This window comes from Morococcus cerebrosus, assembly GCF_022749515.1.
GTDB lineage: Bacteria > Pseudomonadota > Gammaproteobacteria > Burkholderiales > Neisseriaceae > Neisseria > Neisseria cerebrosa.
On the sequence record NZ_CP094242.1, the window covers coordinates 2255959 to 2270782 of the forward strand.

A 14824-nucleotide genomic window follows, 5' to 3' on the forward strand; every position below is an offset into this window, starting at 1 on the left:
GAAATTTTAAGCGATTGCACTACACTTACCGCCGCAATCCTATCACTCAACGGTTCGACAGACAATAAATCGAAAGTCGAGAATATACTTAATGAAGTATAGTGGATTAACTTTAAACCAGTACGGCGTTGCCTCGCCTTGCCGTACTATCTGAGACCTTTGCAAAAAAGCCCTTCCCCCCGACAGCCGAAACCCAAACACAGGTTTTCGTCTATTTCCGCCCCTAATTGCTCCTGATTTTACCCAAATATCCCCTTAATCCTCCCCGAATACCCGATAATCAGGCATCCGGGCCGCCTTTTAGGCGGCAACAGGCACACTTAGCCTGTTAGCCGCTTTCAACAGGTTTAAACACATCGCCTTCAGATGGCTTTGCGCACTCACTTTGAGCAGACCAAAATAGGCTGCCCGGGCGTAGCGGAATTTACGGTGCAGCGTACCAAAGCTTTGCTCGACCACATAACGGGTCTTCGACAAATATCGGTTGCGTTTGGTTTGCGCTTCCGTCAGCGGACGGTTGCGGTGGGCTTTGCGCATAATGCCGTCCAGCAACCGATGTTCTTTCAGATGTTGCCGGTTTTCCGCACTGTCGTAGCCTTTATCGGCATAGACGGTCGTACCTTCGGCAATGCCTTCCAGCAAAGGCGACAGGTGGTTGCACTCATGGGTATTGGCGGGGGTGATGTGCAGTTTCTCGATATAGCCTTCCTCATCGGTACGGGTATGTTGTTTGTAACCGAGTTTGTAGAGACCGTTTTTCTTTGTCCAGCGGGCATCTTTGTCTTTACTCGGTGTGGTTTGGCCGCTGACTTGTCCTTCTTCATCGACTTCTATGGCCTGACGCTGTTTGCTGCCGGCGGTCTGAATAATGGTGGCGTCAATGACGGCGGCGGATGCTTTCTCTACTTTTAGGTTTTTTTCGGTCAGTTGGCGGTTAATCAGTTCCAGCAATTCGGACAGGGTGTCGTCTTGCGCCAGCCAGTTGCGGTAGCGGCATAAGGTGCTGTAATCGGGGATGCTCAGTTCGTCAAAACGGCAAAATAGGTTGAAATCGATGCGGGTGATGAGACTGTGTTCGAGTTCGGGATCGGAGAGGCTGTGCCATTGTCCGAGCAGGACGGCTTTGAACATGGACAACAGTGGATAGGCGGGACGGCCGCGGTGGTCTCGAAGGTAACGGGCTCTTTGACGATTCAGGTATTGTTCGATCGGTTGCCAATCAATCACCTGATCCAACTTCAATAATGGGAAGCGGTCGATGTGTTTGGCGATCATGGCTTGTGCGGTTTGCCGGAAGAAGGTGCTCATGGAAAATCCCCTAAATGTCTTGGTGTGAATTTAGGGGATTTTGGGGAATTTTGCAAAGGTCTCTATCTGTACTGTCTGCGGCTTCGTCGCCTTGTCCTGATTTAAATTTAATCCACTATATAAAAATGTGAAGCCTCCATATATTCCAAACTATAAAAAAACCCGCCAACGATGTGGCAGGCTTTTTTAATAGAATGAATTATTTGTCCGAATTATTTTGACGACGTAAAATAGCCGGAATTTCAAAATCGTCCAAAACAGATTGATTACTGAAATCTGCGGCAGTCAAATTCATTGAGCGGATGCCTCTGTTGGTACGAACCAAGCCATCCACATTACCAGCTTGCGCAGACTGAACGGCTTCGGTATTTCCGCTAACCAATTTTTGTGTACGGACTGCCGCACGCATTTGGTTTTCGCTGCCGTTTTCTTTCAAACCGGTCGCAATAATGGTTACGCGGATAGCGTCTTCGCCCATATTGTCGTCTTCGGCAGTACCGTATTTGCATTCTGCTTCAGGATGCGCATTCTCGTTAACCACTTTCATGATTTCACGATATTCGGACATTTTCAGGCAATCCGGAGCGGTAGTGATGTTCACCAATACGCCGCGCGCGCCATCCAAAGTCACATTATCCAGCAATGGGCTGGAAATCGCTTGTTCGGTTGCCAAACGGGCGCGGTCGATGCCTTGAGCAAAACCGGAACCCATCATGGCGATACCTTTGATACCCATTACGTTTTTAACGTCGGCGAAGTCAAGGTTGATGAACCCGGGACGGGTAACTACTTCGGAAATACCGGCTACGGCATCGCGCAGGACGTTGTCCGCCGCACGGAACGCTTCACGCATAGTGACGTCTTCGCCCAATGCAGTCATCAGCTTGTCGTTCGGGATGATGATCAATGAATCGACCTGGCCTTTGAGCTGTTCCAAACCTTCTTGGGCGATGTGTACGCGTTTGCCTTCGTAGCCGAACGGACGGGTAACGACCGCAACGGTCAGGATACCCATTTCTTTGGCAATCTCGGCAACCACAGGAGCCGCACCGGTACCGGTACCGCCACCCATACCGGTGGTGATGAACAACATATTCGCGCCGCGAATAGCATCTTCGATGGCTTCGCGATCTTCTTGTGCCGCAGCACGGCCGATTTCAGGATTGGCACCCGCGCCCAAACCACGGGTCAGATTAGTACCCAATTGGATGCGTTTGGCCGCATTATTTTTACCTAAAGATTGCGCATCAGTATTGGCACTAATAAATTCAACACCTTGGATGATGTTGGCAATCATGTTATTGATAGCGTTGCAACCGCCGCCACCCAAGCCGATTACTTTAATGACCGCAGGGCTTGCGGCTGATTCAGCTACGTCGTAAACAAATTCCATTCAAATGACTCCTGCGCGCCCTGCATCGAGGACGGTCCAAAAATTAAATATTATCCGTATTATATAAGAAGTCTTCAGACACTGGCAAAATACTTCTTATTCATTCACCATTACCGTTATTTTTTTACTACATTTTTTAACGAAAGCATACAGGTTCTTAATTGTTGCAAGTAGTTTCATTCCGACCCAACAGCAACTCATTTTCCCTGTAAGCAAGTAACGGAACAATCAGAAATTGTCTTTAACGAATTTCATCAATCTTGCCCACAAACTGATTTTTTCAGCCTGGTCATGAACTACGATAGCGCCGGTCACCGGTGCGCCGTCTTCCTCTCCCCTTGCCGCCTGCAAAAGACCGATGGCGGTTGAGTAGCGCGGATTGCGGATCCGTTCGGATACGCCGCCCATTTCCTGAGGTACGCCGATGCGTGCAGGCAGGCCGAACACTTCTTCGGCAAGCTCAACAATGCCGGTCAGCATAGATGCGCCGCCAGTCAGAACGATACCTGATGTGAGGACTTCTTCAGGGAAGCCGGAACGGCGCAATTCGTTAAGGGTCAGCTCTAAGATTTCTTCGACGCGCGGACCGATGACGCTTGCCAAAACACGGCGGGAAATCTGACGGGGCTGGCGGTCGCCGACGCTGGGAACTTCAACCATTTCGTCCAAGCCGTCCATATCGGGAATCGCTACGCCGTAGTGGATTTTGATGTATTCGGCAGCGCTGTGCGGGGTGCGCAGTGCTTGTGCCAAGTCTTTGGTAATCAAATCGCCCGCCACGGGAATCACGGCAGTATGGCGGATGGCGCCGTTGGTATAAACGGCAATATCGGTCGTACCGCCGCCGATGTCGATGACGCATACGCCCAAATCTTTTTCGTCTTCAGTCAAAACGGCCTGACCGCTCGCTAAAGGCTGAAGCATGATTTGGTCCATTTGCAAACCGCAACGATGGATACATTTTTGGATGTTTTGCAGGGCGGTATTGGCACCGGTAATAATATGTACGCGGGTATCGAGTCGGACGCCGCTCATACCGATAGGTTCTTTGACGCCGGGCTGGTTGTCGATGATGTATTCTTGCACCACGGTATGCAGGATATTGTGATCCGGCGGGATGTTGATGGCTTTGGCGGTTTCGATGGCGCGGTCGATGTCGGCTTGCGAAACTTCGCCGTCTTTGATTTTGACAACCCCTTGCGAATTCAAGCTGCGGATATGGTTACCCGCGATACCGGTCGTAACGTGGCTGATTTTGGTGTCCGCCATCAATTCGGCTTCATTGACTGCCTGCTGAATGGCTTGGGCCGTCGCGTCAATGTTGGTTACCATGCCTGCTTTAAGGCCGCGAGACGGTGCCTGTCCGAGTCCGACGATGTGGATTTCGTTGTCGTCTTGTACTTCGCCAATCAGGGCGATGACTTTGGATGTGCCGATATCGAGGGCACTGATATATTTACCTTGTTGTTCCATTATATTTGCTCGTTATTTCGCTGGAGTTATAACTATTTGTCTGTATTGGCAATAGTTTGCTTCACGCCGTTTGCTTGGCTTTAGTCGTCTGAAACATTTTCAGATGGCGTCTCTGATGTGTAACGCACGGAAAATCCGTCTTTATACCGCATATCAACGTAGGATAACCGATTTTGATTTTTACGCAACAGCGTCGGCCAAATTTCGGCGAAAAGTTGTAAGCGTTTGATTTCGTTTTCCCTTCCCAGTCTGACGGTAATCCCGTTATCCAAGACCACCAACCAGGCGGAGCGCGGCGTATAAATCAGTTCTTTAATCGCCAGATTTTGCCGGCGGAGGATGCCGGAAAATTCTTCGTAGTGTTTGACCATGTCTTTGCCCGTACCCGGCTGTCCTTCAAAGACGGGCAGCTTGGCTTTGAGCTGGGCGTCAAACACATTGCCTTTGGAATCGACCAAACCGCCGCTGCGCCAATGGGCAACAGGCACGCGCTCGGTCAAATGGATTTCGACGGTATCGGGGAAGCGGCGGCGCACCATGGCAGAATCCACCCACGGCAGCTTTTGAAAGGCTGCCTGAATACCGTCCAAATCGGCACGGAAAATATTGCTGTGCGTGTGCTGTTGAGCGGCGCGCTGAAGTTCCTTCCCGTCCGAATAGGTCAGTTTGCCCTGTATGGACACTTGTTTGACGGGAAAATGATTGGAGTTGTATAGCCAGGCTATGCAGGTGCCGATGAGCAGCAATGCCATCAGCAGCAACAGCCAGCGGGTCAGCCGACCCAATGCGCTTGCGTCATCCCACATGTGCGGTTTTCAGAATTTCAATGCATAAATCGGCAAAATCCACGCCGGTATGGGCGGCGGATTTCGGTACTAAACTGTGGCTCGTCATGCCGGGCAGCGTGTTGATTTCCAAGAGGTACAGCTTACCGTCGGTATCTTTGAGGAAATCGACGCGCACACACCCATCTGCCCCAATTGCCTGCGCCCCGCGGACTGCCAGAAAGCGCATCAGGTTTTCTTCAGCCTCACTCAAGTCTTCGGACGGACATTGATAAACAGTGTCGTCGCGGTTGTATTTGGCTTCGTAGTCGTAAAACTCGGTCGCGGGGATGATGTGTATGCTGGGCAGGCCTTTGCCGTTCAACACGGGGCAGGAATATTCGCCGCCACCGATGAATCGCTCGGCAATGATTTCGCCTTGAAGGTGTTTCAATTCTTCGTAAACGCTTTTCAGACGACCTTTTTCTTTCACTTTTACAACACCGACGCTGCTGCCCTCCGCTGCCGGTTTGACGAACATGGGCAAGCCGAGTTGCTGTTCGACGGCATCGAAATCGGAATCTTCGTGCAAAACGGTAAACTCGGGAACGGGCAACCCCAAGGCTTGCCAAATCAGTTTGCAGCGGTATTTGTCCATGCCGATGGCTGAAGCGGCGACACCGCTGCCGGTATAAGGAATGCCCAACAATTCCAACGCGCCCTGAACGGCACCGTCTTCGCCGTAAGTACCGTGGAGGATATTAAAAGCAGTTTGGAAACCTTGGGTTTTCAATTCCGCCAAGGGCGTTTCTTTAGGATCGAAGGCGTGTGCGTCTATGCCTTTGCTTTTTAAGGCATTCAAAATGGCAGCACCGCTATCCAGCGAAATTTCGCGTTCGCTGGAAAAACCGCCCATCAATACGGCTACTTTGCCAAAATTCTGCATTGTTTTTGTGCTTTCTTGATTACTTCATTTTTTGATACAGGTCGTCTGAAAACGAATCGGGTTTTCAGACGACCTTAATCTTGCTTGCCCACCCGATGGGACATCGCTTCATCGGGCAGCTATCGCGGCATCACGATAAAATTTCCGCCTCAGGCTTTTTTCGACAACTCCAGCATCGCGGCAGGAACGCGGTTGATGCTGCCTGCGCCCATATTCAACACGATGTCGCCGTCCTGTAAAACGTTCAACAGCATTTCAGGCAAGTCGGCGACGTTTTCGCAGTAAATCGGCTCGAGTTTGCCCAATACGCGGATAGCGCGGGCAAGGGCGCGGGAGTCGGCGGCGGCAATCGGCTCTTCGCCGGCGGCATAAACTTCGGTCAACACCAGCGCGTCAACAGTATTGAGGACTTTGGTGAAGTCTTCGAACAAATCGCGCGTGCGGGTATATCGGTGCGGCTGGAAGGCGAGCACCAAACGTTTTTCCGGATACGCGCCGCGTGCGGCGGAGAGGGTCGCCGCCATTTCGACAGGATGGTGTCCGTAGTCGTCCACCAACAGCGCGGTTCCGCCGTTGGGCAGCTTGATGTCGCCGTATTTTTGGAAGCGGCGACCGACACCTTCAAAACCGAGCAAGCCGCGCTGAATCGCTTCGACGGATGCGCCGACTTCCAGCGCCACACCGATGGCTGCCAAGGCATTAAGGACGTTGTGTCTGCCGGGCATGTTCAACACGACTTCAAACGGCGCCTGCTCATGTCCTTTCATTTGGACATGAACGGTAAACTTCATTTGCGCGCCGACGCTTTCGATGTCGGTCGCGTAAATATCGGCGGCATCGTCCAAGCCGTAAGTCGCGTAGGGTTTGCTCACTTTGGGCAAAATCGCGCGGACGTGTTCGCTGTCGATACACAAAAACGCTTTGCCGTAGAACGGCATACGGTGGATAAAATCGACAAACGCCTGATGCAGTTTTTCGACGCTGTGTCCGTAAGTATCCATGTGGTCTTCGTCGATATTGGTGACGACGGACATAATCGGGGTCAAATGTAGGAAGGACGCATCGGACTCGTCGGCTTCGGCGACGATGTATTCGCCTTTGCCCAAGCGGGCGTTGGTACCTGCGGCATTGAGTTTGCCGCCGATAACGAAAGTGGGGTCTAGACCTGCCGCGCCGAGGATAGAGGCGGTCAGACTGGTGGTCGTGGTTTTGCCGTGCGTACCGGCAATGGCGATGCCGTCACGGAAGCGCATTAGTTCCGCCAGCATCAGGGCGCGCGGAATGACGGGGATTTGCTGCTCCAGCGCAGCGACGACTTCGGGATTGTCTTTTTTGACGGCGGTAGAGGTAACGACGACATCCGCGCCGTTGACGTGTTCGGCGGTATGGCCGGGATAAACTTGAATACCCAAGCTGCTCAAATGCTCGGTAACCGCATTTCGTGCCTGATCCGAACCGGAAACTTTAAAGCCCAAATTGTGTAAGACTTCGGCGATACCGCTCATGCCGACGCCGCCGATACCGACAAAATGGATGTTGGTAACTCGATTTTTCATCATGATGTTGCGTTCCGGTGGATTTTCGATGCGTAAAGGCGTTATTTTAAAGGGCTATCCGCTTCTGCGCCATAGTTTTCTTGTAAATTAAAGATGTTTCGGCATACAGGATTTCACATTGGTGGCAATACGGGTGAAAAAGAGGTTTCGTTCAGCGGCGAATTACCCATTTTTAAACTCGACTTCAGCTACCAAAATACCAGCAAAAACATAATATAAGGTCGTCTGAAAACCGTTTTCAGACGACCTCTCGTTTATCAACTTGACGGCACTTGTATCCTCATCAAGCGCATATCCAATTTGCACCGTCCCCACGCGGTCGCATATACAAGGCGCAAGAGCCACGGATAACGCGGTTTGCAGACGCTGCTCAAGCCCGCTTCTTCAATGATTTCCACACCCGATATCAGGCGTCGGATGTCGTCCGTTCCGCTTATCGCCCAGCGGAACTCGGGCGGCTTGTCCATTTTGCCGAGCGCGTCGTGGCGTTTGCTTTGTCCGATGTAGACTTTGGGAATGGTGTCGAAGGCAAGTTGGACGTTCGGCAGACGGCGGGCAACCTGTTTGAAAAAGTCCTGCACCTGCGCTTCTTCAAAATACATCAACACGCCTTCGATCACGAGCAACACGGGTTTGCCGTGCGCGGCAACGGTGTTCATCCACGCTTCGTCGAACATGGACGCGCCCAGATAATGATTGTTCGACTCGGGCAGCAGCATACGCCGCACTTCAATCACTTCCGGCAAATCCAAATCATACCAAGCGGTAATGCGCGGCTTGCCCAAGCGTTCGTAACGCGCATCCAGCCCCGCGCCGATTTGCACGACGACGGCATCGGGATGTTCGGCGATAAAGTGCCGGGTCATATCGTCCAACAGCTTCGCCCGCCCGCAACAGCCGACCTGCGATGCTTTGGCTTTGGCAAACTTGCCGAAGTCGTAGTCAATCTTGTCCAACATCCGCACGGCTTCGTCATCGCGCAAAAGCGGCTGCGCCCTACTCTGCTCCACCGCCTTCGCCCACAGGGGAATCAGCATGGTACTGGACAAGACGGAAACGGTTTCGGGAGAGATTTTTTCGGACATGGCAGCCTCCATTGAGAGAGATTCCTATTTACATCATACTCCCGCACAATACGGCTGCCAAGTTGCAAAAAGGTCGTCTGAAACCTGTTTCTTGGTTTTCAGACGACCTCTGTTTCATTCATCACATCATGTCATCATGCCGTACACGCAATGGCGGCTTCTGCCACATCGTCCGCGCTGTGCGGCAGTGCCAATGTGCGGGCGTTTTCCGCCCATTTGAGGCATTTTTCGCGGTTTAAGCCGCCGAGGATTTCGGCGAGCTTTTCCGCTGTCAACTGGGTTTGCGGCAACAGCAGCCCTGCCTCCGCCTGCACCATAAAACGCGCGTTGGCAGTTTGGTGGTCATCGACGGCGTAAGGATACGGCACCAGCAGCGCGCCCAGCCCCGCTGCCGTCAACTCGGCAATTGTCAGCGCGCCGGCACGGCAAATCACCAAGTCGGCATCGCGGTAAGCGGACACCATGTCGGTAATAAATTCCACGCATTCGGCTTTCACGCCCAGCGCGTCGTAATCCGCCTGCAAGCTGCCCAGCTTGCCCCGACCCGATTGGTGATACATCTGCGGGCGCGTATCGTCAGGCAGCAAAGCCAATGCCTGCGGAACGGTTTTGTTCAATACGTCCGCCCCCAAACTGCCGCCGACCACCAAGATTTTCAGATGGCCTTCGCGCTCTGCAAAACGTTCGGCAGGCGCGGGCAGGTTGGCAATATCGGCGCGGACGGGGTTGCCGACCAAACCGCCTTCGTGGCTGAACGCTTTCGGAAAAGCGTACAACACCCGCTTCGCCCAGCGCGACAGTTGGCGGTTGGACAAACCAGCCACGGCGTTTTGTTCGTGAATCACAATCGGCACGCCCAAGAGCTTCGCCGCCAAGCCGCCGGGGAAGGTAACGAAGCCGCCGAAACCGATGACACACTCGACGCGGTGTTTCCGGATAATCCGCTGCGCTTCGCGGACGGTTTTATACAAAGTAAACGGCAGCATCAGCTTGCGTTTGATACCGTTGCCGCGCACGCCTTTAATCGCCAGCGTTTCGAGCAGGATGTCGTATTGCGGCACGATGCGTTCTTCCATCGAGCCTTCGCTGCCCAGCCAAATCACATGATGGCCGCGCGCGCGCAATGAGTCCGCCACCGCCAGCGCAGGGAAAATATGGCCGCCGGTACCGCCCGCCATCAACATGAAAGTTTTACCGCCCATGATTTACTCCACTTGGTAACCGCGCATTTTTTTGCGGTTTTCATAATCGACGCGCAACAACAAAGTAATGCACACCAGCATGACCACAACCGCCGAACCGCCGTAAGACATCAACGGCAACGGCAGCCCCTTGGTCGGCAAAATACCGATGTTGACGCCGATATTGAAGAAACTTTGAATACCTATCCAAACACCGATGCCGTTGGCGACATACGCGCCGAACGTCAAATCCAAATCGCGCGCCTGCCGTCCGATGGAAAAGGCGCGGACGACCAGCCAAACATAGCACGCAACCAAAATACACATACCCAAAAAACCGAATTCCTCGCCGATGACGGCAAAGATAAAGTCGGTATGCGCCTCGGGCAGGTAGAAGCGTTTTTCCAAACTCGCGCCCAAACCCTGACCGAACCATTCGCCGCGCGCAATCGCCATCAACGAATGCGTCAACTGGTAGCCTTTGCCCAAAGGGTCCGCCCACGGATTCAAAAACGCCGACACGCGCGCCATGCGGTAAGGCGCGAGCATAATCGCCGCCGTCATGAATGAAGCCAGAATCATCCCCATCATGATGAAATACTTGGCAGGGAAACCCGCCAAAAACACCATAGCCATCGTAACGCCGACAATGACGACGAACGAACCGAAGTCAGGCTGGAACATAATCAACACCAAACCCGCGGCAATCAGCCCGCCCGGGAACATAATCTTCTTCACGCTCTGCAACACTTCCGCCTTGCGCGTGAACAGGCTGGACAAATACAAAACGACGGCAAGCTTGAACAACTCCGTCGGCTGGATATTGACCGGTCCCGCGTGAATCCAGCGGGTTGCCCCGTTAATCTCCCGCCCCAAAAACAAAACCAGCAGCAGCAAAAGCCCCGAGAAGCCGAAATACCAGGGCATAAGCTTTTTCCAAGTGTTCATACTGATAAAAGACAGGCCGATGCACACAGAAACGCCGACCGCGACAAACAAAGCCTGCTTGCCGACAAAAGAAAACTGCGTACCGCCCTCCGCCGCCGCGTACGCAATCGAAGCGGAATAAATCATCACCAGGCTGAACACGGTCATCAACACCGTCATCCACAAAAGCGATGTATCGAATTTCTGACCGCTGCGGGAAATCGGGCGGTCGAGAATCTTGGAAAGACTAATCATGAACAAACATCCGTTACGGAACAAACGTTTCAGACGACCTTTTGGATATACGGGTCGTCTGAAAATATCGAAAATCAGAAAAACGTCATTCTAAAGGTTTCTTGGCAAAGCAACAATTCAGATTCTTTAAAGACAGTCGGATTCCGGCGTTCTTTGCGCCCTCCCCTACCCATCACACACGCAAAAAAGGTCGTCTGAAACGTTTTGATGTTTTCAGACGACCTTATCTCAATCTTTTCTTCGGGCAAACAGACCGCTTCTTATCCAATGCAAACCCTAAGCCAACTGCGGTATTTCCGCCCACGGCTGTATCTGTTCCAACTGCGCGGCGAGGCGGAGCAGCGTGTCTTCGCGCCCGTGTGCGGCGGCGAACTGGGTGCCGACAGGCAGCCCGTGATGCCGGTAAAGCGGCACACTCATGGCGGGGTTGCCGCTCATGTTCAGCGGCGACGTATAGCCGACATATTGCAGCGCGGCAACGGCTTCTTTTTCCAAAAACGGGTTGTTTTTCAACAGGAAACCCAAGCGCAGCGTGCCGCACAGCAGGCGCATGGCTTTTTGTGCGGCGGGTGGCGGCATCATCTCGCCGATTTTCGGCGTGGTGCGCGGGCAGACGGGCGTCATCAGCACATCGTAGCGCGTAAAAAATGCTTTGGCGGCACGTTCCTGCGCCAGCATCACGTCGCGCGCCCAAGCCATTTCACCCGCGCTGATTTGCCGCCCCTGCACAATCATTGCCCACGTTGTCGGCTCAAGCAGGCGGTGCGGCAGTTTTTGTCCGGTTTCGTATTGATATTGGTAGAACAGTTTTGCCGTTTCGCCCATAACGATGACGCGGGCGGCGCGTTTGAGCTGTTCGGGCGGTGCAAAATCGGGCGTGGCTTCTTCCAATTCGTGTCCCGCGTCTTGCATCAGTTTCAAACTATGGGCGAACGCGCCTTCCGTGCCTTCGTCGTTGCCGCCGCCAAACCATGTCTGTTTCCAAAAAGCGATTTTCAGACGACCTGTTTCTTGTTTCAGGCTGTCTGCAAAACCGTTTTCGGGCGGCGGCGGGCAGGCATACAGGGCGCGCTCTTGGGTTTGGGCGGCGATGTCCAGCAAAACCGCGCTGTCGCGTACGCTGCGGGTCAACACATGATCGCATACCAAGCCTTGCCACGCTTCCGATGCGTTCGGCGCGTAACTGCTGCGGCCGCGCGTGGGTTTCAGCCCGAACACGCCGCAGTTGTGCGCGGGTAAGCGGATAGAGCCGCCGCCGTCGCTGCCGTGCGCTGCGGGGACGACGCCCGAAGCCACTGCCGCCGCCGCACCTCCGCTGCTGCCGCCTGCGGTGTAATCCAAATGCCACGGATTGCGCGTGATGCCGTAAATTTCGGTTTCGGTAACGGCATACGCGCCCCATTCGGGCGTGGTGGTTTTGCCGAATACGCGCAGCCCCGCATCGAGATAGGCTTGAGTCAAATCGCTGTTTTGCTTGGCAATGTAATGCTGCATCATGCGCGAACCCGACCATGTCGGCGCGCCTTCCCAATCCGCCAGCAGGTCTTTGAGCAAAAACGGCACGCCCGCCAGCGGCGTATCGGCATTTTCAGACGACCCCTGCCACGCCGCCGCACATTCGCGCAAATCGTGCGCCAACAGATTGAGCTTGGGGTTGACTTCGTCCAAGCGGTTTAAAGCAGCCTGCAACACTTCATCGGCGGAGACTTCTTTTTTGCGGATCAACTCTGCCAAACCGACGGCATCGTAACGGATGTAGTCTTGAAAATTCATGGGTTTTCCTTTCGGATTGATGAACACACGTTTTTTCGGTCAGGCATGGCTGCCCGCGCCCGCCGCCTCGCCGTTTGCCCGCATAGGCAAATTTTAAGAAACAGTCACACCGGATAAAGGCAAAGAACAAGTTTGCCGCTGCTGCAAAAAGGTCGTCTGAAACCGCCTTGACGTTTTCAGACGACCTTTGAGGCGATGGCGCACAAGGCTTACGGCAAAAACAACCCTCTTTTCATGTTTCAGACGACCTCACAAAGCCTTAAACGCTTCGATAAATACTTCCGAACGGTGCGCATAGCCTTTGAACATGTCGAAGCTCGCGCAGGCGGGGCTGAGCAGTATGATATCGCCCGCTTCGGCTTGGGCGTATGCCGTCTGAACCGCTTCTTCCAAAGTGGCGCAGTCGGTCATATTCAGACCGCAGCCGTCCAAATCGCGGCGGATTTGCGGCGCATCGACGCCGATCAGGAACACGCCTTTTGCCTTGCCGGCAAGCGCGTCGCGCAGGGGCGTGAAGTCCTGCCCTTTGCCCATGCCGCCCAAAATCACGAAGAGCGGATTTTGCAAACCGGCAATTGCGGCGGCGGTCGCGCCGACGTTCGTGCCTTTGCTGTCGTCGATAAACACCACGCCGTTTTTCTCGCCGATTTTTTCCACGCGGTGCGGCAGGCCTTGGAAGGTTTTGACGTGTTCGAGCAATGCTTCGCGCGGCAAACCGACGGCTTCGCATAAGGCGACAGCAGCCATGACGTTGGCGGCGTTGTGCAGGCCTTGCAGCGGGATGTCTTGAGTGGCAATCAAATCTTCATTGCCTTGTTTCAGACGACCCGTCTCGCGTTCCAACCAAAAATCGGCCTCGTGTTCCAACGAAAACCATTTCACCTCGCGCCCGGCCCGTTTCATGGCGCGGCAGAACACGTCGTCTGAATTCAAAACCTGCACGCCATCGCCACGGAAAATCTTGGCTTTGGTATGCGCATAGTCGAGCAAATCGTCGTAGCGGTCGAGATGGTCTTCGGAAATGTTCAGCACCGTCGCCGCAGTCGGGCGCAGGCTTTCGGTGTTTTCCAGTTGGAAGCTGGAAAGCTCCAACACCCACACATCTGCCTTCTTGCCTTCACGCTGCAATTCCGCCTCCAAAACCGGCGTGCCGATATTGCCCGCGATAACGGTATCCAGCCCGCACTTGATGCAGAGATAGCCGACTAGGCTCGTTACCGTGGTTTTACCGTTGCTGCCGGTAATCGCAATCACCTTGTCGCCGCGGCGGTTCACAATGTCCGCCAGCAATTCGATGTCGCCCAACACGCATCCGCCGTTTTGCTTGAACGCCTCGATATCCGGCTGCCGCTCGCTGATGCCGGGACTGAGCGCCAAAATATCGAAACCGTTGTCCAGCGCATCTTTCAGACGACCCGTGTAAAACACCAGCCCGTCAAACATCTTACCGATTTGCGACACGCGCTCCGGTTTCAGCTCCGCATCATAAGCGGCCACCTCCGCGCCGTTTTTGCGCAGATAGGCAATCATGGAAATACCCGTGCCGCCGAGTCCGGCGACGAGGATTTTTTTGTTTTGGAAAGTCATTTTGGTTTTGTCCTAAGTTTTTTCAGACGACGTTTTATTTCTTTCTCGGTTTTGCCTGACGATAGCCGTTACCGACATTTTTACCCGCATTGATACAAATGCGCCCTTCACATATGTAGGCATCCGACTCAGCAAATGCTTTGGCAGTTTCAATGGCATGTTCATAACTCTCCAATTCCTCACGCCTATCAGCCAAATCAACAACCGTATATCGCACCACCACAAACAATATAATGGCAGCAATAGCTAATACTACACCAATGCCGATATACCAGCTTTTGATGATTTTATTGAATTTCCCCACTTCACGATTTAATTCATCAACCGCCCTTCTATACCCCTCGCTTGCCGAATCCAGCGACTGTACGGTTTCTTGGCGGATGGTTTTCCCTGCATTGTCAACTATATTGCCGACCTGTCGTCTGAACCGTTCTGACTCCTCCGACAAAGCACGCTGTTGCTCGTTGATTCGGTCATCGATTTTTCGCCCGTGTTCAATAACGTCCGCCCGCAACATTATCAACACCTTTATAGCCTCATCAAATTTCTTATCGTCCATTTAAACCTTCCCGAATA

At 53.3% G+C, this 14824-nt stretch carries 12 protein-coding genes; all 12 read right to left on the minus strand.

Annotation, left to right across the window (positions count from 1 at the left end; all coding sequences use genetic code 11):
- Positions 1-300 precede the first annotated feature (300 nt).
- The 12 genes from MON37_RS10645 to MON37_RS10700 all read right to left on the minus strand — a co-directional run bounded on the left by MON37_RS10645 (position 301) and on the right by MON37_RS10700 (position 14807).
- Entirely contained in the window at positions 301-1308 is a 1008-nt protein-coding gene (locus MON37_RS10645; RefSeq protein WP_242883552.1) for an IS5 family transposase, read from the minus strand.
- A 199-nt stretch (positions 1309-1507) separates the two neighbouring features.
- Positions 1508-2701: a cell division protein FtsZ gene (gene ftsZ, locus MON37_RS10650; RefSeq protein ID WP_039410425.1), complete on the minus strand. Its 1194-nt coding sequence runs from the start codon at positions 2699-2701 to the stop codon at positions 1508-1510.
- A gap of 228 nt (positions 2702-2929) precedes the next feature.
- The gene (ftsA, locus tag MON37_RS10655; RefSeq protein ID WP_039410422.1) at positions 2930-4174 is read right to left on the minus strand and encodes a cell division protein FtsA; all 1245 of its coding nucleotides are present in this window, start codon (positions 4172-4174) and stop codon (positions 2930-2932) included.
- 80 nt (positions 4175-4254) lie between these two features.
- A complete protein-coding gene (locus MON37_RS10660) occupies positions 4255-4980 on the minus strand; it encodes a cell division protein FtsQ/DivIB (protein ID WP_039410419.1) in 726 nt (241 codons plus the stop codon).
- A complete protein-coding gene (locus tag MON37_RS10665; protein WP_039410416.1) occupies positions 4970-5884 on the minus strand; it encodes a D-alanine--D-alanine ligase in 915 nt (304 codons plus the stop codon). The genes MON37_RS10660 and MON37_RS10665 overlap by 11 nt, the downstream gene beginning before the upstream one ends.
- A gap of 149 nt (positions 5885-6033) precedes the next feature.
- Positions 6034-7443 carry a UDP-N-acetylmuramate--L-alanine ligase gene (gene murC / locus MON37_RS10670; protein ID WP_039410413.1) on the minus strand — a complete coding sequence of 470 codons (1410 nt, stop codon included), beginning with the start codon at positions 7441-7443 and terminating at the stop codon, positions 6034-6036.
- Between the two features lie 254 nt (positions 7444-7697).
- Positions 7698-8525, minus strand: coding sequence for a class I SAM-dependent methyltransferase (locus tag MON37_RS10675; protein WP_209323775.1), 828 nt, complete (start codon positions 8523-8525; stop codon positions 7698-7700).
- 134 nt (positions 8526-8659) lie between these two features.
- Positions 8660-9727: an undecaprenyldiphospho-muramoylpentapeptide beta-N-acetylglucosaminyltransferase gene (gene murG, locus MON37_RS10680; RefSeq protein ID WP_039410407.1), complete on the minus strand. Its 1068-nt coding sequence runs from the start codon at positions 9725-9727 to the stop codon at positions 8660-8662.
- A 3-nt stretch (positions 9728-9730) separates the two neighbouring features.
- Positions 9731-10888, minus strand: a complete 1158-nt coding sequence (gene ftsW / locus MON37_RS10685) for a putative lipid II flippase FtsW (RefSeq protein WP_003742829.1) — start codon at positions 10886-10888, stop codon at positions 9731-9733.
- A gap of 276 nt (positions 10889-11164) precedes the next feature.
- Complete coding sequence (locus tag MON37_RS10690) at positions 11165-12661, minus strand: amidase (protein WP_039410404.1); 1497 nt, start codon at positions 12659-12661, stop codon at positions 11165-11167.
- Between the two features lie 249 nt (positions 12662-12910).
- Entirely contained in the window at positions 12911-14248 is a 1338-nt protein-coding gene (murD, locus tag MON37_RS10695) for a UDP-N-acetylmuramoyl-L-alanine--D-glutamate ligase (RefSeq protein ID WP_039410401.1), read from the minus strand.
- Positions 14249-14282: 34 nt separating this feature from the next.
- Positions 14283-14807, minus strand: a complete 525-nt coding sequence (locus MON37_RS10700; protein ID WP_039410398.1) for a hypothetical protein — start codon at positions 14805-14807, stop codon at positions 14283-14285.
- Positions 14808-14824: the final 17 nt, after the last annotated feature.